The 18,316-nt window shown below is 69.3% G+C and carries 21 protein-coding genes and 1 riboswitch; of the genes, 17 read left to right on the forward strand and 4 right to left on the reverse strand.

Annotated features, from left to right (window positions below):
• The 4 genes from KRX52_RS18690 to KRX52_RS18705 are packed head-to-tail and all read left to right on the forward strand — an operon-like array spanning window position 1 to window position 3,725.
• The gene (locus KRX52_RS18690; RefSeq protein ID WP_217683232.1) at window positions 1-1,386 is read left to right on the forward strand and encodes an MFS transporter; all 1,386 of its coding nucleotides are present in this window, start codon (window positions 1-3) and stop codon (window positions 1,384-1,386) included.
• 16 nt (window positions 1,387-1,402) lie between these two features.
• The gene (locus KRX52_RS18695; protein ID WP_217683233.1) at window positions 1,403-1,900 is read left to right on the forward strand and encodes a single-stranded DNA-binding protein; all 498 of its coding nucleotides are present in this window, start codon (window positions 1,403-1,405) and stop codon (window positions 1,898-1,900) included.
• An 18-nt stretch (window positions 1,901-1,918) separates the two neighbouring features.
• Window positions 1,919-2,803, forward strand: a complete 885-nt coding sequence (locus tag KRX52_RS18700) for a sugar nucleotide-binding protein (RefSeq protein ID WP_217683234.1) — start codon at window positions 1,919-1,921, stop codon at window positions 2,801-2,803.
• Window positions 2,796-3,725, forward strand: coding sequence for an NAD-dependent epimerase/dehydratase family protein (locus KRX52_RS18705; protein ID WP_217683235.1), 930 nt, complete (start codon window positions 2,796-2,798; stop codon window positions 3,723-3,725). The genes KRX52_RS18700 and KRX52_RS18705 overlap by 8 nt, the downstream gene beginning before the upstream one ends.
• Window positions 3,726-3,841: 116 nt before the next feature.
• Here the strand turns inward: KRX52_RS18705 and KRX52_RS18710 are convergent, their stop codons facing one another.
• Complete coding sequence (locus KRX52_RS18710; protein WP_217683236.1) at window positions 3,842-4,522, reverse strand: OmpW/AlkL family protein; 681 nt, start codon at window positions 4,520-4,522, stop codon at window positions 3,842-3,844.
• A gap of 181 nt (window positions 4,523-4,703) precedes the next feature.
• Window positions 4,704-5,573: a thioredoxin gene (gene trxA, locus KRX52_RS18715; RefSeq protein ID WP_217683237.1), complete on the reverse strand. Its 870-nt coding sequence runs from the start codon at window positions 5,571-5,573 to the stop codon at window positions 4,704-4,706.
• 186 nt (window positions 5,574-5,759) lie between these two features.
• On the opposite strand from trxA, the gene yedE reads away from it, so the two are divergent.
• Window positions 5,760-6,956, forward strand: coding sequence for a selenium metabolism membrane protein YedE/FdhT (yedE, locus tag KRX52_RS18720; protein ID WP_217683238.1), 1,197 nt, complete (start codon window positions 5,760-5,762; stop codon window positions 6,954-6,956).
• Window positions 6,956-7,198 carry a sulfurtransferase-like selenium metabolism protein YedF gene (yedF, locus tag KRX52_RS18725; RefSeq protein WP_437439718.1) on the forward strand — a complete coding sequence of 81 codons (243 nt, stop codon included), beginning with the start codon at window positions 6,956-6,958 and terminating at the stop codon, window positions 7,196-7,198. Before yedE ends, yedF begins: the two co-directional genes overlap by 1 nt.
• 49 nt (window positions 7,199-7,247) lie before the next feature.
• Here yedF and thpR read toward each other — a convergent pair whose 3' ends face one another.
• A complete protein-coding gene (gene thpR / locus KRX52_RS18730) occupies window positions 7,248-7,802 on the reverse strand; it encodes an RNA 2',3'-cyclic phosphodiesterase (RefSeq protein ID WP_217683239.1) in 555 nt (184 codons plus the stop codon).
• Window positions 7,803-7,912: 110 nt separating this feature from the next.
• Window positions 7,913-8,578: a class I SAM-dependent methyltransferase gene (locus tag KRX52_RS18735; RefSeq protein ID WP_217683240.1), complete on the reverse strand. Its 666-nt coding sequence runs from the start codon at window positions 8,576-8,578 to the stop codon at window positions 7,913-7,915.
• A 114-nt stretch (window positions 8,579-8,692) separates the two neighbouring features.
• On the opposite strand from KRX52_RS18735, the gene nrdR reads away from it, so the two are divergent.
• The 11 genes from nrdR (at window position 8,693) to KRX52_RS18790 (ending at window position 18,182) form a co-directional block, all read left to right on the forward strand.
• Complete coding sequence (nrdR, locus tag KRX52_RS18740) at window positions 8,693-9,157, forward strand: transcriptional regulator NrdR (protein ID WP_217683241.1); 465 nt, start codon at window positions 8,693-8,695, stop codon at window positions 9,155-9,157.
• 4 nt (window positions 9,158-9,161) lie between these two features.
• Window positions 9,162-10,283 (forward strand): bifunctional diaminohydroxyphosphoribosylaminopyrimidine deaminase/5-amino-6-(5-phosphoribosylamino)uracil reductase RibD, encoded by a 1,122-nt coding sequence (gene ribD / locus KRX52_RS18745; protein ID WP_254797684.1) that lies wholly within the window; start codon window positions 9,162-9,164, stop codon window positions 10,281-10,283.
• Between the two features lie 125 nt (window positions 10,284-10,408).
• Window positions 10,409-10,560: riboswitch (FMN riboswitch) on the forward strand.
• A 121-nt stretch (window positions 10,561-10,681) separates the two neighbouring features.
• Complete coding sequence (locus KRX52_RS18750) at window positions 10,682-11,344, forward strand: riboflavin synthase (protein ID WP_217683242.1); 663 nt, start codon at window positions 10,682-10,684, stop codon at window positions 11,342-11,344.
• Window positions 11,345-11,381: 37 nt separating this feature from the next.
• Window positions 11,382-12,473 (forward strand): bifunctional 3,4-dihydroxy-2-butanone-4-phosphate synthase/GTP cyclohydrolase II, encoded by a 1,092-nt coding sequence (gene ribBA / locus KRX52_RS18755; protein WP_217683243.1) that lies wholly within the window; start codon window positions 11,382-11,384, stop codon window positions 12,471-12,473.
• A gap of 62 nt (window positions 12,474-12,535) precedes the next feature.
• Window positions 12,536-13,012: a 6,7-dimethyl-8-ribityllumazine synthase gene (ribH, locus tag KRX52_RS18760; RefSeq protein WP_090306466.1), complete on the forward strand. Its 477-nt coding sequence runs from the start codon at window positions 12,536-12,538 to the stop codon at window positions 13,010-13,012.
• Window positions 13,009-13,491, forward strand: coding sequence for a transcription antitermination factor NusB (nusB, locus tag KRX52_RS18765; RefSeq protein WP_217683244.1), 483 nt, complete (start codon window positions 13,009-13,011; stop codon window positions 13,489-13,491). The genes ribH and nusB overlap by 4 nt, the downstream gene beginning before the upstream one ends.
• Window positions 13,492-13,501: 10 nt before the next feature.
• Window positions 13,502-14,482, forward strand: a complete 981-nt coding sequence (thiL, locus tag KRX52_RS18770) for a thiamine-phosphate kinase (protein WP_217683245.1) — start codon at window positions 13,502-13,504, stop codon at window positions 14,480-14,482.
• Complete coding sequence (locus tag KRX52_RS18775) at window positions 14,469-14,963, forward strand: phosphatidylglycerophosphatase A family protein (RefSeq protein WP_217683246.1); 495 nt, start codon at window positions 14,469-14,471, stop codon at window positions 14,961-14,963. The genes thiL and KRX52_RS18775 overlap by 14 nt, the downstream gene beginning before the upstream one ends.
• A 26-nt stretch (window positions 14,964-14,989) precedes the next feature.
• Window positions 14,990-15,634, forward strand: a complete 645-nt coding sequence (locus KRX52_RS18780; protein WP_217683247.1) for a retropepsin-like aspartic protease family protein — start codon at window positions 14,990-14,992, stop codon at window positions 15,632-15,634.
• A gap of 62 nt (window positions 15,635-15,696) precedes the next feature.
• Window positions 15,697-17,277 (forward strand): thymidine phosphorylase family protein, encoded by a 1,581-nt coding sequence (locus KRX52_RS18785; protein ID WP_217683248.1) that lies wholly within the window; start codon window positions 15,697-15,699, stop codon window positions 17,275-17,277.
• The gene (locus KRX52_RS18790; protein ID WP_217683249.1) at window positions 17,277-18,182 is read left to right on the forward strand and encodes a ribose-phosphate diphosphokinase; all 906 of its coding nucleotides are present in this window, start codon (window positions 17,277-17,279) and stop codon (window positions 18,180-18,182) included. Before KRX52_RS18785 ends, KRX52_RS18790 begins: the two co-directional genes overlap by 1 nt.
• Window positions 18,183-18,316: the final 134 nt, after the last annotated feature.

Here is an 18,316-nt window from a genome sequence, read left to right on the forward strand (position 1 = left end):
ATGCACGATCCGCACACTGAGCGCATGAGTCCGACCGAGCAGCGCGCGGCTGCCGGCCTGGCCTCGGTGTTCGCTTTCCGCATGCTCGGCATGTTCATGGTGCTGCCGGTGCTGGCGACCTACGGCCAGGACCTGGTGGGCGCCACGCCGCTGCTGATTGGCCTGGCCATCGGCGCCTACGGCCTGACCCAGGCCGTGCTGCAGATTCCCTTCGGCATCGTCTCCGACCGCGTCGGTCGCCTGCCGGTGATCTACATCGGCCTGCTGATCTTCGCTGCCGGCGCGGCGCTGGCGGCCACCGCCGACTCCATCTGGGGGGTGATCGCCGGACGCGTGCTGCAGGGCGCCGGGGCGATCTCGGCGGCGGTGATGGCGCTGCTCTCCGACCTGACCCGCGAACAGCACCGCACCAAGGCGATGGCGATGATCGGCATGAGCATCGGCTTGTCGTTCGCCGTGGCCATGGTGGTCGGTCCGCTGCTGACCCGCGCCTTCGGTCTGTCCGGGCTGTTCTGGGTCACCGCCGGCATGGCCCTGCTCGGCATCCTGATCATCGCCGTGCTGGTGCCCAAGCCGCAGCAAGCCCTGCAGCATCGTGAAGCGCGCGTGGCGAGCCAGGCGCTGGGAGCGACGCTGCGCCATCCGGACCTGCTGCGCCTGGACTTCGGCATCGCGGCGCTGCACGCCATCCTCATGGCCAGCTTCGTCGCCCTGCCGTTGGCACTGGTGGAGCGGGGCGGGCTGCCCAAGGAGGAGCACTGGTGGGTGTACCTGATCGGCCTGCTGGTCGGCTTCTTCGGCATGATCCCGTTCATCATCTACGGCGAGAAGAAGCGCCAGATGAAGCGCGTGCTGCTCGGTGCGGTGGCGCTGCTGCTGCTGTGCGAGCTGTTCTTCTGGCAGTTCGGCAGCAGCCTGCATGCGCTGGTGATCGGCAATCTGGTGTTCTTCACCGCCTTCAACCTGCTGGAGGCGTCGCTACCGTCGCTGATCAGCAAGATGGCGCCGGCCGGTGGCAAGGGCACGGCGATGGGCGTGTACTCGACAAGCCAGTTCCTCGGCGCCGCACTGGGCGGCCTGCTCGGTGGCTGGCTGTTCCAGCAGGGCGGGGTGAGTGCCGTGTTCCTCGGCTGTGCGCTGCTGGCTGCCCTGTGGCTGGGGTTTGCTGCTACTATGCGCGAACCGCCGTATGTGACCAGTGTGCGCCTGCCGCTGTCGCCCCTGGCCCAGCGCGAGGCGGGGCTGGCCGCGCGCCTGAAGGCAACGCCCGGAGTGGCCGATGCCTTCGTGGTGGCCGAAGAGGCCGCCGTCTACGTCAAGGTGGATACCCAACAACTGGATCGCACGTCGCTCGAACGCCTGGTCAATCCGGCACCGGCGTGCTGAAGCCGAGGAGAATTCTATGGCTCGCGGAGTCAACAAAGTCATTCTGGTGGGTAACGTCGGTGGCGACCCGGAAACCCGTTATCTGCCCAACGGCAACGCCGTGACCAACATCACCCTGGCCACCAGCGACAGCTGGAAGGACAAGCAGACCGGCCAGCTGCAGGAGCGCACCGAGTGGCACCGCGTGGTGTTCTTCGGCAAGGTCGCGGAAATCGCCGGCGAGTACCTGCGCAAGGGCTCGCAGGTGTACGTCGAAGGCCGCCTGCAGACCCGCGAATGGGAAAAGGACGGCGTCAAGCGCTACACCACCGAGATCGTGGTGGACATGGGTGGCCAGATGCAGCTGCTCGGTGGTCGTGGCGGCAATGCCGGCGACGAAGCGCCGCGCGCGCCGCGTCCTCCGCGCGAAGCGCAGCAGCAGGCGCCGCGCCAATCGCGTCCTGCTCCGCAGCAACCGGCCGCCCAGCAGCCGGCGCCGGACTACGACAGCTTCGACGACGACATCCCGTTCTGACCGAGGTAGTCCATCACCATGCGCATGCGCCTGATGCTGCTGGGCGGCGGTAATGCCCTTGGACAGGCGCTGCTGCGCTTGGGGGCGGAAGAGAACATCGAGCTTCAGGCCCCGGTGCCGCCCGCACAGGGGTGGGATCCCGCCAGCCTGACCTGCCTGCTCGACGAGCAGCGCCCCGACGTGCTGATCAACCTGGCCTACTACCATGACTGGTTCCAGTCCGAGCAGGTCGAGGTCGAGCGCCTGTTCGTCCAGGAGCGCGCCATCGAGCGGCTGGCCGAGCTCTGCCTGCACCACGAGATCATCCTGCTGCAGCCTTCCAGCTACAAGGTGTTCGACGGCGCCCGCGCCACGGCCTACAGCGAGAAGGACGACGTGCGCCCGCTGAGCATGCGTGGTCAGGCGCTGTGGCGCTTCGAGCAGCTGGTGCGGGCCGTCTGCCCGCGGCATATCCTGCTGCGCTTCGGCTGGCTGCTGGACGAGAGCCCGGAGGGGCGCCTGGGGCGCCTGCTCAAGTGGGCCGAGAGCGGCGAGGAGCTGTTCCTCGCCGACGACCGCCGCGGCAATCCGACCCCGGTGGACGACGCCGCGCGGGTGATCCTCTCGGTGCTCAAGCAGCTCGATTGCAACGCGCCCTTGTGGGGTACCTATCATTACGGCGGCATCGAGGCGACCACCAGTCTGGCCCTCGGCCAGGCGACCCTGGCCGAGGCGCGCCGCTACCGGTCGGAGCTACCCCAGGACCTCACGCCGCAACCCCATGCCGAACGGCCGGACGCCCCGGAAGAGCCGCAGCACGCGGTACTGGCCTGCAAGAAAATCCTCAACACCTTCGGCATCAAGCCACGCGCCTGGCGTGCGGCCCTGCCGGCATTGCTGGATCGCTACTACCGTCATGGCTGACTCCCTGGTTCTGGTGACCGGCGGCGCGGGTTTCATCGGCTCGCACCTGGTCGACGCGCTGCTGGCGCGCGGCCATGCGGTGCGCGTGCTGGACAACTTCTCCACCGGCAAGCGCAACAATCTGCCGCTGGATAATCCGCGCCTCGAGCTGGTGGTGGGCGATGTCGCCGATGCGGCGGCGCTGCGCGCCGCGCTCGCCGGTTGCACGGCGGTGGCCCATCTGGCTGCGGTGGCTTCGGTGCAGGCCTCGGTGGACGATCCGGTGAGTACCCACCAGAGCAACTTCATCGGCACGCTGAATCTGTGCGAGGCGATGCGCGAGCAAGGCGTGCGCCGGGTGGTGTTCGCCTCCAGCGCGGCGGTGTACGGGCAGAACGGCGAGGGCGAGGCGATCGACGAGGACACGCCGAAGGCGCCGCTGACCCCCTACGCGGCGGACAAGCTGGCCAGCGAGTACTACCTCGATTTCTATCGCCGCCAGCATGGCCTCACGCCGGCGATCTTCCGCTTCTTCAATGTTTTCGGTCCACGCCAGGATCCGTCCTCGCCGTATTCCGGGGTGATCAGCATCTTCAGCGAGCGAGCCCAGGCCGGCCTGCCGATCAGCGTGTTCGGCGACGGCGAACAGACCCGCGACTTCGTCTACGTCGCCGACGTGGTGGCGCTGCTGGTGCAGGCACTGGAGCTGCCGCAGGTGGAAGCGGGGGCGGTGAACGTCGGCCTCAATCGCGCCACCAGCCTGAACCAGCTGCTGGCGGCCCTCGGCGAGCTGCTCGGCGGCCTGCCGCCGGTGACCTACGGCGCCGCGCGTGCCGGCGATATCCGTCACTCGCGGGCGGACAACCGGCGAATGCTGGCGCGCTTCGCCTGCCCCGAGCCGACGCCGTTCAAGACCGGGCTGGCACGGCTGCTCGGGCGCTGACGGCTGCTGCGCTGCGTAGCGGAGTAGCGGACGCGGTTGAAACCGCATGGCCCACAACGACAAAAGGCACCCGAAGGTGCCTTTTGTCGTTTCTGTCGCCGTTGGGGGTACGGTTATCAGAACTTGTAGCCGAGGCCGACCATGTAGACCATCGGGTCGACGTCGACGTCGACTTTGGTCCGGCTGATGCCAAGGGCGGTCGGGCCATCGACGGAAGCGTCGGTGTCGATGTCGATGTAACGCAGCTGGGCGTTGAGCATGACGTTGTCGGTCAGCATGTAGTCCATGCCCACCTGTGCGGCCAGGCCGAAGGAGTCATCCAGGTTGAGGTTGCTGAAGCCCTGGGCTGCACGGTTGCTGGTTACGTCTTCCTGGAAGAAAGTGGTGTAGTTGAGACCGAGACCGACATAGGGACGGAAGGCGGTTTTGGAGTCCAGCGGATAGTAGACCACGCTGAGGGTCGGCGGCAGGTGCTTGATATCGCCCAACTTACCATCCAGGCTGCCCAGGCCTTTTACGCCCACTTCATGGCTGAACGGGGTGGCTGCCAGCAGCTCGACGCCAACCTTGCTGTTCAGCATGTAGACGAAGTTCAGACCCAGCTGGGTATCGCTGTCCAGCGTGGCTTTGGTGCCGGCAGCAGCCGCACCGTCAAACTTCAGGCTGCTGCTGTCTTCCTGCGGGTCGACGGTGATCGCGCCAGCACGCACGATGATGTCGCCGGCCTCGTAGGCTTGGGCGAAGGGAGCGGCGATGGCCAGAGCCAGCAGGGAGGCGCTGAGGGTTTTGCGGATCATGGTGAGCTCCAATAACAATAAGTTCTTAGCGATCTGCTGCCTATGCTAACGACTGGAGTGCTCATTGTCTTGACCCAGCTCAACGGATCAGCGCAGCCGAGCGCCAGGGGGCTGGCGCGGACGCGGCTGGGCCGCGCCGGGGCGCTGGCCCACGGCAGCGGGAGTGGCGGCGGCGCCGGACTCAGTACAGTGCCTGATACAGCTTGCGCCGGTAGGCGATCACCAGCGGATGCTCGTTGCCGAGCAGGTCGAATACCTGCACCAGGGTCTTGCGCGGCAGGTCGTCGCCGTAGCTGCGGTTGCGCATGAACAGGCGCAGCAGGCCATCCAGCGCCGCCTCGTACTGCTGGCGGGCGAGCAGGTGGATGCTCAGCTGGAAGGCGGCCTCGTCGTCGCCGGCATCCTGGGCCAGGCGGCTCTTCAGCTCGGCCGCTTCCGGCAGGCCGACCACCTGGCGCAGGAAGGTCAGCTGGGCGCGGGCGGCGGCCAGCTCCTGCTTGTGCGCGTCGCTTTTCACCGCATCCAGCACCGCCTGCGCCTCGTCCAGCTCGCCGCGCTCGGCCAGGCAGCGGGCGTAGAGGATCAGCGCCGCGGCATTCTGGTTGTCCTCGCCGAGCAGCTGTTTGAGCAGTTGTTCCGCCGCGCCGAGCTGCCCGGCGGCGTACTGCGCGCGCGCAGTTTCCAGTGGGTCGGCCGGTGCGGGTGGCGGCTCCTGCACGTGAGGCTCGAGCATGGCGCGGATCGCCGACTCCGGTTGGGCACCGGCAAAGCCGTCGACCGGCTGGCCGTCCTTGAACAGCACCACGGTGGGCAGGCTGCGGATGCCGAAGCGCATGACGATGTCCTGCTCGATATCGCAGTTGACCTTGGCCAGCAGCAGCTCGCCCTGGTAGCCCTCGGCGATCTTCGCCAGCATCGGCATCAGCGCCTTGCATGGCGCGCACCACTCGGCCCAGAAGTCCACCAGCACCGGCTTGTGGAAGGAGTTTTCGATCACCAGCTGCTCGAAGCTGGCGGTGGTGACGTCGAAGATGTACGGGCTTTCGCTCATCGGGGTTCTCGAAACGGGCGTGTGCGGAAGAAAAGATGCATGCATGGTAAGTGGGGGCGCTCGCCTACGGAAGCAAGGGCGCGTCGGGCGGCGTTGCGGCGGCTGACGGTGCGCGGCGCCAGGCGTAGAATCCGCGCCTTTTGGCGTTCGGGCGCTCCGTATGGCGCCCGACAAGGAGAGTGTTGCATGTCCGCAGTAGCCGATTTCCGACAACGTTACCTGGTGCGTTTCTGGTCGCCCTTGCCGGCGCTGGTCGCACTGGGGATCGCTTCCGCCTACTACTTCGCCATCACCGGGACCTTCTGGGCGGTGACCGGCGAGTTCACCCGCTGGGGTGGACATATCCTTTCCTGGTTCGGCTACCAGCCGCAGGAGTGGAGCTACTTCAAGCTGATCGGCCTTGCGGGCACGCCGCTGGAGCGCATCGACGGGGTGATGATCGTCGGCATGTTCGTCGGTGCCCTGTGCACGGCACTGTGGGCCGGCAATGTCGGCCTGCGCTGGCCGACCAGCAAGCGCCGCCTGCTGCAGGGGCTGCTCGGCGGCATCGTCGCCGGCTTCGGCGCGCGCCTGGCCATGGGCTGCAACCTGGCCGCCTTCTTCACCGGAATTCCGATGTTCTCCCTGCATGCCTGGGCCTTCATGCTCGCCACCGTCGGCGGCGCCTGGGTCGGGGTGAAGATCTGCCTGCTGCCGTTCCTGCGCATTCCCCTCAAGGTCGGTAGCCAGGCCAGCACGCTGCTGCCGGACGCCGCGAGTCTGGCCCGGCGCGCCGGCGTGCAGAGCCGCCTGGGCGTGGCGGTGTTGGTGGCCGGCCTGGCGTTCGCGGCCTGGCGCTTCAATGTTTCGCTGGTGCTGGGCATGGCCTGCCTGTTCGGCCTGCTGTTCGGCGGCCTGATCGAGCGCGCGCAGATCTGCTTCACCAGCGCCGCCCGCGACCTGTGGACCACCGGGCGCAGCAGCATCGCCTACGGCATCTTGCTGGGCATGGCGGTGGCCAGCATCGGCACCTTCGCCGCCATCGGCCTGGGCGCGACGCCGAAGATCTTCTGGATGGGCCCCAACGCGATCCTCGGCGGCCTGCTGTTCGGCATCGGCATCGTGGTCGCCGGCGGCTGCGAGACCGGCTGGATGTACCGGGCGATGGAAGGCCAGGTGCACTTCTGGGTAGTCGGTCTCGGCAACGTGATCGGCGGTACCCTGGTGGCGGTGTACTGGGACGAGCTGGGCGGCGCCCTGGCCTTGCCCTATCCGAAGATCAACCTGCTGGCGAGTTTCGGCCCCGGCAGCGGTCTGCTGCTGACCTGCGTCGGCCTGGCGGTGGCCATGTTGCTGGTCGGGCTCAATGCCCGTCGTTTCCGTGTCTCCCGGAGTGCTGCCTGATGAATCAGAACCAACCGACCCTGTCCCTCGACCTGCGCGGCGAACACTGCCCGTACAACGCCATCGCCACCCTGGAGACCTTGGCGACCCTGCAGCCGGGCGAGCTGCTGGAAGTGGTCACCGACTGCTCGCAGTCGGTGCACGGCATTCCCGAGGACACCAGGGCCAAGGGCTATGACTGCCTGTCCGTCGAGCAGCACGGCACCCTGTTCCGCTTCCTGATCGCCGTACCGCAGCGCTGAGCCAGTGGCGCCCGCCACCGATGGCGGCGGCGGAGCGGGCGGTTGCGCGCTACTGCGGCGGCCGCCTGTCGCTTCCCGGGCGGCGCAGCCCCGGCACCAGCGGCCAGCCGCCCAGCTCGCGGTAGCGCACGCCGCGCGCGGTGTTTTCCGACGCATAGAGAGCGAAACGCTCGACGGGCCAGGCGAAGTCGACCGTGGCGCCGACCGGTCGCGCGCCGGCGTGGCGCAGCAGGGTCAGGTGGGCGCGAAACGGGCGGCTGTCGAGGGGCATGCCGATGGCCAGCAGGCGCTGCTGCAGGTCGGCCGCCAGCGCCGCCAGTGCGCTGGGCATCTGGCTCGGCTCCAGCCACAGCGTGCCGCGGTGGCCGCCCAGCCGGTCCAGATCCAGCGTGAAGGGCGGCGCCTCGATGCCGGCAGCGAGCAGTTGCAGTTCCTCCAGCCGGGTGCGGGGTTGCTGGCCGAGGAAGGCCAGGGTCAGGTGCAGGTTGTCTGCCGCCACCGGCTTGCCGCCGAGGGCCAGGCTGTCGCGCCAGATGCAGAGCGCCTCGGCCAGCTCGGGCGGGCAGGGCAGGGCGAAGAACAGGCGCAGGGTGTCGCTGGGCATGACGGAACTCCGGGCGAGGTGGTCGCCTGACAGTATTGCCGCCCGGGGGTGACCCTGCCCGACAACAGGGGCACTGGCTGCAGGCCGTTTGCCGGACTGCTTGATGTTGCTCAGGCAGCGCCCCGCGCGGCGTGGTACAGGCTGACCGTGCGGAATTCGCGCGGCTCGGCCAGATCCGGCCAGGTGCAGGCATCCAGCACGGCCAGGCGCCGGTACAACGGATGCTGGAAGTCGCGCACCCGCGAGTCGGCGACCAGCGCCTGGCGGCCGCGGGACAGGAACGCATCCAGCAGCGGCAGGTTGGCACGATCGTAGAGCACGTCGGCCACCAGGATCAGGTCGAAGCGATCCGCTTCGGCGAAGAAGTCCGCCGAATAGCCCAGCTCGACACCATTCAGCGCCGCATTGGCGTGGCAGGCGGCCAAGGCCAGCGGGTCCAGGTCGCAGGCCACCACCTCCGCGGCGCCGGCCCGTGCGGCGGCGATCGCCGCCACGCCGCTGCCGGTGCCGAAGTCGAGCACGCGCTTGCCGCGTACCCATTGCGGGCGCTCGGCCAGCCAGCGCGCCAGCGCCAGGCCGCTGGCCCAGCAGAAGCACCAGTACGGCGGCTCCTCGAGGATGCGCCGGGTCTCCTCCGGGCTGAAGGCACGGTCCATGTTGGCGGCGTCGAGCAGCCACAGGCGGATATCGGTATCCGGCAGCGTACTGGCGGTCAGCTGGGCGTCGCCGAGCAGGGTGTGCAGCGGGGCGAGCAGTTCGGCGGGCGGCGGGGGCATGCGGGGGCTCCGGGCAGTGGGTCCGGCGGTCCTTATAACCCGGCGCCGGCGGCTTGTCTTGAATGCGCCATGGGGTACCATGACCGCCAACTTCACTTGACCGGCCGAGCCATCATGCACTGTCCCTTCTGCGGCGCCCACGACACCAAGGTCATCGACTCGCGTCTGGTCGCCGAGGGCCAGCAGGTGCGCCGGCGCCGCGAATGCCTGGCCTGTCAGGAGCGCTTCACCACCTTCGAGACCGCTGAACTGGTGATGCCGCGGCTGATCAAGTCCGACGGCGTGCGCCAGCCGTTCGACGAGGACAAGCTGCGCGCCGGCATGCAGCGCGCGCTGGAAAAGCGCCCGGTCAGCGTCGAGCGCCTCGAAGAGGCCATCGCCCACATCAAGCACAAGCTGCGCGCCACCGGCGAGCGCGAGGTCCGCTCGCGGGTGGTCGGCGAGCTGGTGATGGACGAGCTGCGCAGCCTCGACGAGGTGGCCTACATCCGTTTCGCCTCGGTCTACCGGCACTTCCAGGACCTCGACCAGTTCCGCGAGGAAATCGAGCGTCTGTCCCGCGACCCCAGCAAAGGCTGACTCCATGCAAGATGCTGCCAAGGCCTGCGATCAGGCCTTCATGGCCCGTGCGCTGCAACTGGCGCGCCAGGGGCTGTTCTCCACCCATCCCAATCCGCGCGTCGGCTGCGTCATAGTCGCCGGCGGCGAGATCGTCGGCGAGGGCTGGCACGTGCGTGCCGGCGAGCCGCACGCCGAGGTGCACGCCCTGCGCCAGTCCGGCGAACGCGCCCGCGGCGCCACCGCCTACGTCACCCTCGAGCCGTGCAGCCACCACGGGCGTACCCCGCCGTGCGCCGAGGCGCTGGTCAGGGCCGGCGTCGGCCGGGTGGTGGCGGCCATGCAGGACCCCAATCCGCTGGTAGCCGGTCGCGGTCTCGGCCTGCTGCGCGATGCCGGCATCGAGGTGACCAGTGGCGTGCTGGAGGCCGAGGCGCGGGAACTCAATCAGGGCTTCATCAAGCGCATGGAGCTGGGCCTGCCGCTGGTGCGGGTCAAGCTGGCGATGAGCTTGGACGGGCGTACCGCCATGGCCAGCGGCGAGAGCCAGTGGATCACCGGCGCCGCGGCGCGCTCGGCGGTGCAGCGCCTGCGCGCGCGCGCCAGCGTGATCGTCACCGGTGCCGATACCGTGCTGTTCGACAACGCGCGCCTCACCGTGCGTGCCGACGAGCTCGGCGTGGACGCCGAGCAGGTGGCTCTGGCGGTCGGCCGGCCGCCGTTGCGCGTGCTCATCGATGGCCAGCTGCGCGTGCCGCTGAGCGCGGCCTTCTTCCAGGCCGGGCCGGCGTGGGTGGCCTGCTGCGACGACGATGGCCGCGGCGACGAATACCGCGCCGCCGGCCACCAGTTGCTGTGCCTGTCGCGCGGCGACGGCCATGTCGACCTGCGCCGCCTGCTCCTCGAGCTCGCCGGCGGCGGCGCCAACGAGGTGCTGGTGGAGGCCGGCCCGCGCCTGGCCGGCGCCTTCGCCCGCGAGGGGCTGGTCGACGAGTACCGGATCTTCATGGCGCCGCAGTTGCTCGGCTCCAGCGCCCGGCCGCTGCTCGACTGGCCGCTGCAGCGCATGGCCGAGGCGCCGCAGCTGAGCATCCGCGAGATCCGCGCGGTCGGCCGCGATTGGCTCATCGTCGCCGTGCCGGCGTAACCGATCCAACGCGCTCGGCGGATGCGATTGCCACGGCCGGGGCACCTCGTGCACCAGGGGCCGGGTAGCGGCGCACCGCTGCGGCAAAAATATGGTACAAAGTCCCACGCGGTCGCCAACGGCCGCGACGTTCTCAGGGCGGGGTGCAACTCCCCACCGGCGGTGATGGCGCAGTCTGCGCCCAGCCCGCGAGCGCTTGCCACCCTGGGCGGCAAGGTCAGCAGATCCGGTGCGATTCCGGGGCCGACGGTTACAGTCCGGATGAGAGAGAGCGGGATTCCTTCCTCGGGGCGGCCCATCCGTGCCCGCGAAATCCCCTTCGATCCAACGCCCTGTTTTATCCAAAACAGGAGTTCGACCATGCAAGTGAATACCCTCGTCGCGATGCGGGAGGCCTGATGTTTACCGGAATCATCGAAGCCATCGGCAGCATCCGCGCCATGACCCCCAAGGGCGGTGACGTGCGCGTCTACGTCGCCACCGGCAAGCTTGACCTCGGCGACGTCAAGCTCGGCGACAGCATCGCCGTCAACGGCACCTGCCTGACCGCGGTGGAACTGCCCGGCGACGGCTTCTGGGCCGACGTCAGCCGCGAGACTCTGACCCGCACCGCCTTCGGCGACCTCAAGGTCGGCAGCCCGGTCAACCTCGAGAAGGCGCTGACGCCGACCACCCGCCTCGGCGGCCACCTGGTCAGCGGTCACGTCGACGGCGTCGGCGAGGTCGTCTCGCGCGCCGACAATGCCCGCGCCATCCAGTTTCGCGTGCGTGCGCCGCGCGAACTCGCCAAGTACATTGCCCTCAAGGGCTCGATCACCGTCGATGGCGTCAGCCTGACGGTGAACGCGGTGGATGGCGCCGACTTCGAACTGACCATCGTCCCGCACACCCTGCAGGAAACCATCATGGCCGACTACCGCAGCGGTCGGCGGGTCAACCTCGAGGTCGACCTGCTGGCGCGCTACCTGGAGCGGCTGCTGCTCGGCGACCAGGCTGCCGAGCCGGCCGGTCACGGCATCAGCGAGGCGTTCCTCGCCGAACACGGCTTCCTCAAGGGCTGAGCCGCTTTTCCATCACGAATTCATTAAGGGGGTGCCTGTGGCGCTCAACAAGATTGCCGAGCTGGTCGAGGACATTCGCCAGGGCAAGATGGTCATTCTCATGGATGACGAGGACCGCGAGAACGAAGGCGACCTGATCATGGCCGCCGAGTGCGTGCGCGCCGAGGACATCAACTTCATGGCCAAGCATGCGCGCGGCCTGATCTGCATGCCGATGGACCGCGCGCGCTGCGAGCGCCTCGGCCTGCCGCTGATGGTGCAGCGCAACGGCTCCGGCTTCGGCACCAAGTTCACCGTGTCCATCGAGGCCGCCGAGGGGGTGACCACCGGCATCTCCGCCGCCGACCGCGCGCGCACCGTACAGGCCGCCGCGGCGCTGGAGGCCAAGGCCGAGGACATCGTCAGTCCCGGGCACATCTTCCCGCTGATGGCCCAGCCCGGCGGCGTGCTGGCGCGCGCCGGCCACACCGAGGCGGCCTGCGACCTGGCGCGCATGGCCGGTTTCCAGCCGAGCGGGGTGATCTGCGAGATCATGAACGACGACGGCAGCATGGCCCGTCGCCCGGAACTGGAAAAGTTCGCCGAAGAACACGGCATCAAGATCGGCACCATCGCCGACCTGATCCACTACCGCCTGGTCCACGAGCGCACCGTCGAGCGCGTCTCCGAGCGCCAGCTGGACAGCGAGCTGGGCCAGTTCAAGCTGTTTACCTACCGCGACGAGGTCGAGGGCCAGGTGCACCTGGCGCTGATCAAGGGCGAGATCAAGGCCGACGAGCCGACCCTGGTGCGCGTGCACAACATGGACCCGCTGCGCGACCTGCTCAGCGTCAAGCGTCCGGGGCGCTGGAGCCTGCGCGAGGCGATGCTCAAGGTGGCCGAGCAGGGCAGCGGCGTGGTCCTGCTGCTCAACCATGCGATGAGCGGCAACGAGCTGCTGGCCCTGCTCGAGGAGCAGCTCGGCGGTGCCAAGCCGGCCGAGCCGACCACCTACAGCACCGTCGGTGCCGGCTCGCAGATCCTCCGCGATCTGGGCGTGCGCAAGATGCGCCTGCTCAGCTCGCCGGTCAGGTTCAACGCGATATCCGGCTTCGATCTGGAAGTTGTAGAATACGTCACCTGCGAATAACGCTATCTGTGAATAACACCTCGGGGCGCACTGGCGCCCCGGCTCTTTATCTGGAATCCGTCATGACCCTGAAGACCATCGAAGGTACCTTCATCGCCCCCAAAGGCCGTTACGCCCTGGTGGTTGGCCGCTTCAACAGCTTCGTCGTCGAAAGCCTGGTACAGGGCGCCATCGACGCCCTGGTGCGCCACGGCGTCAGCGAGAGCGAGCTGACCATCATCCGCGCCCCGGGCGCCTTCGAGATTCCGCTGGTTGCCCAGAAAGTCGCCCAGCGTGGCGAATTCGACGCCATCATCGCCCTCGGCGCGGTGATCCGCGGCGGTACTCCGCACTTCGAATACGTCGCCGGCGAGTGCACCAAGGGCCTGGCCCAGGTGTCCCTGCAGTTCGGCGTGCCGGTTGCCTTCGGCGTGCTGACCGTCGACTCCATCGAGCAGGCCATCGAGCGTTCCGGCACCAAGGCTGGCAACAAGGGCGCCGAAGCGGCCCTGTCCGCCCTGGAAATGGTCAGCCTGCTGGCGCAGTTGGAGGCCAAGTGAGCGAGCACGATAGCGGCACTCCGGCGCCCAAGGCCGCCCGACCGAACAAGATCGCCATGCGCCAGAAGGCCCGCAGCCTGGCGGTGCAGGCCCTCTACTCGTGGCAGCTGGCCGGTCAGTCGATCAACGAGATCGAAGCGCAGTTCCGCGTCGACAACGACTTCAGCGATGTCGACGGCGCCTACTTTCGCGAGATCCTGCACGGCGTGCCGCGCCTGAAGCAGGAGCTGGATGCCGCCTTCGCACCCTGCCTCGACCGCCCGGTGGCGGAACTCGATCCGGTCGAACTGGCGATCCTGCGCCTGTCGACCTACGAGCTGCTCAACCGCGCCGATGTGCCCTATCGTGTGGTGATCAACGAGGGCATCGAGCTGGCCAAGGTCTACGGTGCCACCGACGGCCACAAGTTCGTCAACGGCGTGCTGGACAAGCTGGCCCCGCGCCTGCGCGGCGCCGAAGTACGCAACAAGCGCAGCTGATCCCCGCGCGATGGCCGGCCTCGGCGAATTCGAGCTGATCCGTCAGTACTTCGCCGCGGCCGCCTGCGCCACGCCGGTTTCCGGCGTGGCGCGCGGCATCGGCGACGACTGCGCGCTGCTGCAACTGCGACCCGGCGAACAACTGGCGGTGTCCACCGACACCCAGGTTGCCGGGGTGCACTTCCCCGAACATCACGATCCCTTCCTGCTCGCCCAGCGCGTGCTGGCCGCTGCGGCCAGTGACCTGGCGGCGATGGGCGCGGCGCCGCTCGGCTTCACCCTGGCGCTGACCCTGCCGAACGCCGAGCCGGCCTGGCTGGCGGGTTTCGCCCGCGGGCTCGATGTGATGGCGCGCGCCTGCCAGCTGGCGCTGATCGGCGGCGACACCACCCGCGGCCCGCTCAACATCAACGTCACCGTGTTCGGCCGCCTGCCCGTCGGCCAGGCCCTGCTGCGCTCGGGCGCGCGTCCCGGCGACCTGCTGTGCCTCGGCGGGACGACCGGCGAGGCCGCGGCGGCCCTGCCGCTGGTGCTCGGCGAGCGCGCCGCGAGCGGCGCGGGCGATGCCGAGCTGCTGGCGCGCTACTGGACACCGCAGCCGCAACTGCTCCTCGGTCAGGCCCTGCGCGGCCTGGCCAGCGCGGCGCTGGACGTCTCCGACGGCCTGCTCGCCGACTGCGGGCATATCGCCGAGCAGTCCGGCGTGGCGCTGCTGATCGAGGCCGCGCGGCTACCGCTGGCCGCGGCCCTCCGCGAGGCGGCCGGCGCCCGGGCGCTGCACCTGGCGCTGACCGGCGGCGACGACTACGTGCTGGCCTTCAGCCTGCCGCCGGCCGCGCTGCCGACGCTGCAGGCCACCGGCCAGCCGTTCCATCTCATCGGCCGGGTCGCGGCGGGCAGCGGCGTGCGCGTGCTCGACCGTGACGGCCACGACATCACCCCGGCCGCCGGCGGCTACCAGCATTTCGGAGGTGGCGATGGCCAAACCTGAGCGTCCCGACCTCGCGCCGGCCTCGATCTGGCGCGACCCTTGGCAGTTCATCGCCTTCGGTTTCGGCTCCGGCGCCATGCGCAAGGCGCCGGGCACCTGGGGCACCCTAGTCGGCCTGCTGTTCGTGCCGCTGCTGCAGCTGCTGCCGCACTGGGGCTACGGCCTGATCCTGCTGCTCGGTTCGCTGTTCGGTTTCTGGCTGTGTGGCAAGGTGTCCCGCGATCTGGGCGTGCACGATCACGGCGGCATCGTCTGGGACGAGATCGTCGGCATCTGGATCACCCTGTGGCTGGCGCCGCCCGGTTGGCCGTGGCTGCTGGTCGGCTTCGTGCTGTTCCGCGTGCTGGACATCCTCAAGCCCTGGCCGATCAGCTGGGTCGATCGCCGGGTGCACGGCGGCGTCGGCATCATGCTCGACGACCTGCTGGCCGGCGCCGCTGCCTGGCTGCTGCTGCAGGGGCTGGTGGTGCTGCTGGCCTGAATTTCCCGACAACACGGAGGTTGTATATGCGTTCTTTCCTGGTTTTCTGCACCAGCCTGCTGCTGGCCGCACCGCTGGCGGCGGCGCCGCAGGTGCAGGTGGTCGGCCTGTTTCCCGGCGCGGCGGTGGTCAGCGTCGACGGTCAGCGCCAGCTGCTCAAGGTCGGCCAGAGCGGTCCGGCCGGCGTCACCCTGGTCAGCGCCGATGCCCGCGGCGCGGTGCTGCGGGTGGAGGGCGCCGAGCGTCCATTCGGCCTGTCGCGCGAATACAGCGGCACCGGCTATGCCGAGCCGCAGCGCCAGCAAATGAGCATCGCCCGGCGCGGCGACGGCCACTACTGGTCGGCCGGCTCGATCAACGGCCAGGGGGTGCAGTTCCTGGTCGACACCGGCGCGTCCTCGGTGGCGATGAACGAGGCGCAGGCGAGCCGTCTCGGTCTCGACTACAAGACGCGCGGCCAGCCGATGCAGGTCAACACCGCCGGCGGCGTGGTGCCGGCCTGGAGCATGCGCCTGAACAGCGTCAAGGTCGGCACTATCGAGCTGCTCGGCGTCGAGGCCGCCATCGTTGCCGGCGGCTCGCCCACCGAGGTGCTGCTGGGCATGAGCTTCCTCAATCGGGTCGGCTGGCGCGAGGAGCAGGGCCTGCTGCGCCTGGAGGCCAAGCACTGATACTTGCCGCTGGCTCCGCGGCGGCGGCATAGTCGGGGAACCGTTCCCCACAGGCCCGCGCCATGGACACCAGTACCCCGCCCGACGACGGCTGCGAATGCGAAGCGGCGACCCTGCAGCTGCACCGCGTCGCCATCGATACCTACCGCGAGAACGTCGCCTACTTGCACCGCGACTGCGCCGTGTACCGTGCCGAAGGTTTCCAGGCGCTGTCCAAGGTCGAGGTGCGCGCCAACGGCGGGCTGATTCTCGCCAGCCTCAACGTGGTCGACGACACTGCCATCGTCGACTGTGGCCAGCTCGGCCTGTCCGAGGACGCCTTCGCCCTGCTCGGCGTGCCCAATGGCCACCCGGCGAGCATCTGCCAGGCCGAGCCGCCGTCGTCGATTCCCGCGCTGCACCGCAAGATCGCCGGCGAGCGCCTGGATCGCGAGGACTTCCGCGCCATCGTCCGCGACATCGCCGAGCACCGCTATTCGAAGATCGAACTGACCGCCTTCGTGGTCGCCTGCAACCAGGGCGAGCTGGATCGCGAGGAGGTGTACTTCCTCAGCGACGCGATGACCCAGGTCGGTCGCCGCCTCGACTGGCACGAGCACCCGGTGGTCGACAAGCACTGCATCGGCGGCATCCCCGGCAACCGCACCTCGATGCTGGTGGTGCCGATCGTCGCGGCGCACGGCATGCTCTGCCCGAAGACCTCGTCGCGGGCGATCACCTCGCCGGCCGGTACCGCCGATACCATGGAGGTGCTGGCCAGCGTCGAGCTGCCCTTCGCGCGCCTCGAGGAGATCGTCCGCGAGCACCGTGGCTGCCTGGCCTGGGGCGGCACCAGCGAGCTGTCGCCGGCCGACGACGTGCTGATCGCCGTGGAGCGGCCGCTGTCGATCGACTCGCCGGGGCAGATGGTCGCCTCGATCCTGTCGAAGAAGCTCGCCGCCGGCTCCACCCATCTGGTGCTGGACATCCCGGTCGGGCCGACCGCCAAGGTGCGCTCGATGCCCGAGGCGCAGCGCCTGCGCAAGCTGTTCGAGTTCGTTTCCGCGCGCCTGGGCCTGACCCTCGACGTGGTGATCACCGACGGCCGCCAGCCGGTGGGCAATGGCATCGGTCCGGTGCTGGAGGCGCGCGACGTGATGCGCGTGCTGGAGCACGACCCGCGCGCGCCCAACGACCTGCGCCAGAAGGCCCTGCGCCTGGCCGGGCGCATGCTCGAGTTCGATCCCGACGTGCGCGGCGGCGACGGCTTCGCCATCGCCCGCGACATCCTCGACTCCGGCCGTGCCCTGGCCAAGATGCAGGCGATCATCGCCGCCCAGGGGGGCCGTGGCTTCGACCACAATGCCCCGGCGCTGGCGCCGCTCAGCTTCGAGGTGGCGGCAGCGCAGGGCGGGGTGGTCATCGGCATCGACAACCTGCAGCTGGCGCGCATCGCCCGCCTGGCCGGCGCGCCCAAGGTGCAGGGCGCCGGGGTCGACCTGCTCTACAAGCTCGGCGAGCGGGTCGAGGTCGGGGCGCCGCTGTACCGCGTGTACGCCGCCTATCCGGCCGATCTGGAGTTCGCCCGCCAGGCCAGCCAGCGCAGCGTCGGCTTCGCCATCGGCAGTGCCGACGAGCTGCCCCATCTGTTCGTGGAGTTCTGATGAGCGCATTGCTGCTGTACTTCGCCGACGAGCAGGCGGCTGCCGAGCGTCTGGCGGCGGCTGCCGGCCTGCGCGCCGCGGCCATCGAGCGCCATCGTTTTCCCGATGACGAACTGCGCCTGCGCCTGCCGCTGGCCGCGGGCGACAGCCTGCCCGCCGAGCTGGTGCTGTACCGCAGCCTCGACCGGCCCAACGAAAAACTGGTCGAGCTGCTGCTGGTGGCCGGCGAGGCGCGGCGTCTCGGCGCCACCCGGCTGCTGCTGGTGGCGCCGTACCTGGCCTACATGCGCCAGGACATCGCCTTCCACCCCGGCGAGGTGGTCAGCCAGCAGGTGGTCGGCCGTTTCCTCGCCGAGCTGTTCGATGGCGTGATCACCGTCGATCCGCATCTGCACCGCATCGCCCGGCTGGACGAGGCGATTCCGCACGGCGATGCGCTCAGCCTGTCGGGGGCGCCGCTGCTCGCCGAACTGATCGCCGGGCGGCTGGAAAACCCGCTGCTGGTCGGCCCGGATGCCGAATCGCTGCAGTGGATCGAGGCGGCCGCGGAGCTACACGGCTTCGACTACGGCGTGTGCAGCAAGATCCGCCACGGCGACCGCCAGGTGGACATCGCCCTGCCGGAGGTGGCGGTGCGGGGCCGCGCGGTGGTGCTGCTGGACGACGTGGCCAGTTCCGGGCATACCCTGGCGCGCGCTGCCGCGCTGCTGCTGGCCGCCGGCGCCGCCTCGGTGGACGTGGCGGTGACCCATGCGCTGTTCGCCGCCGACGCGCTGGCAGTCATTTGCGCCGCCGGCGTGCGCCATGTCTGGAGCAGCGACTGCATCCAGCATGCGAGCAACGCGGTGAGCGTGGCGCCGCTGCTGGCCGCGGCGCTGGCCCAGCTCGGCGTCGGCGCGGGGTAGGGTGGACAACTCGCGCAGCGATTGTCCACCGGTTGGGCTGCATGGGCTGGTAGAAAACCGCTGCGCGGGTTTTCTACCCTACGGAGCGATACGCTTCCCCCGGCTGCATGTCTGCCATGCAATTCCCGACTGAC

It is taken from the genome of Geopseudomonas aromaticivorans (genome assembly GCF_019097855.1).
Lineage (GTDB): Bacteria > Pseudomonadota > Gammaproteobacteria > Pseudomonadales > Pseudomonadaceae > Geopseudomonas > Geopseudomonas aromaticivorans.

Bases quoted from the DNA above. Each gene is read 5' to 3' on its own strand.
- KRX52_RS18780 (WP_217683247.1), top strand. From the start codon at position 14,990: ATGCGTTCTTTCCTGGTTTTCTGCACCAGCCTGCTGCTGGCCGCACCG.
- KRX52_RS18705 (WP_217683235.1), top strand. From the start codon at position 2,796: ATGGCTGACTCCCTGGTTCTGGTGACCGGCGGCGCGGGTTTCATCGGC.
- yedE (WP_217683238.1), top strand. From the start codon at position 5,760: ATGTCCGCAGTAGCCGATTTCCGACAACGTTACCTGGTGCGTTTCTGG.
- KRX52_RS18790 (WP_217683249.1), top strand. From the start codon at position 17,277: ATGAGCGCATTGCTGCTGTACTTCGCCGACGAGCAGGCGGCTGCCGAG.
- thiL (WP_217683245.1), top strand. From the start codon at position 13,502: ATGGCCGGCCTCGGCGAATTCGAGCTGATCCGTCAGTACTTCGCCGCG.
- KRX52_RS18775 (WP_217683246.1), top strand. From the start codon at position 14,469: ATGGCCAAACCTGAGCGTCCCGACCTCGCGCCGGCCTCGATCTGGCGC.
- ribD (WP_254797684.1), top strand. From the start codon at position 9,162: ATGCAAGATGCTGCCAAGGCCTGCGATCAGGCCTTCATGGCCCGTGCG.
- KRX52_RS18710 (WP_217683236.1), bottom strand. From the start codon at position 4,522: ATGATCCGCAAAACCCTCAGCGCCTCCCTGCTGGCTCTGGCCATCGCC.
- yedF (WP_437439718.1), top strand. From the start codon at position 6,956: ATGAATCAGAACCAACCGACCCTGTCCCTCGACCTGCGCGGCGAACAC.
- KRX52_RS18785 (WP_217683248.1), top strand. From the start codon at position 15,697: ATGGACACCAGTACCCCGCCCGACGACGGCTGCGAATGCGAAGCGGCG.
- KRX52_RS18750 (WP_217683242.1), top strand. From the start codon at position 10,682: ATGTTTACCGGAATCATCGAAGCCATCGGCAGCATCCGCGCCATGACC.
- KRX52_RS18700 (WP_217683234.1), top strand. From the start codon at position 1,919: ATGCGCATGCGCCTGATGCTGCTGGGCGGCGGTAATGCCCTTGGACAG.
- KRX52_RS18695 (WP_217683233.1), top strand. From the start codon at position 1,403: ATGGCTCGCGGAGTCAACAAAGTCATTCTGGTGGGTAACGTCGGTGGC.
- KRX52_RS18690 (WP_217683232.1), top strand. From the start codon at position 1: ATGCACGATCCGCACACTGAGCGCATGAGTCCGACCGAGCAGCGCGCG.
- KRX52_RS18735 (WP_217683240.1), bottom strand. From the start codon at position 8,578: ATGCCCCCGCCGCCCGCCGAACTGCTCGCCCCGCTGCACACCCTGCTC.
- thpR (WP_217683239.1), bottom strand. From the start codon at position 7,802: ATGCCCAGCGACACCCTGCGCCTGTTCTTCGCCCTGCCCTGCCCGCCC.
- ribH (WP_090306466.1), top strand. From the start codon at position 12,536: ATGACCCTGAAGACCATCGAAGGTACCTTCATCGCCCCCAAAGGCCGT.
- trxA (WP_217683237.1), bottom strand. From the start codon at position 5,573: ATGAGCGAAAGCCCGTACATCTTCGACGTCACCACCGCCAGCTTCGAG.
- nrdR (WP_217683241.1), top strand. From the start codon at position 8,693: ATGCACTGTCCCTTCTGCGGCGCCCACGACACCAAGGTCATCGACTCG.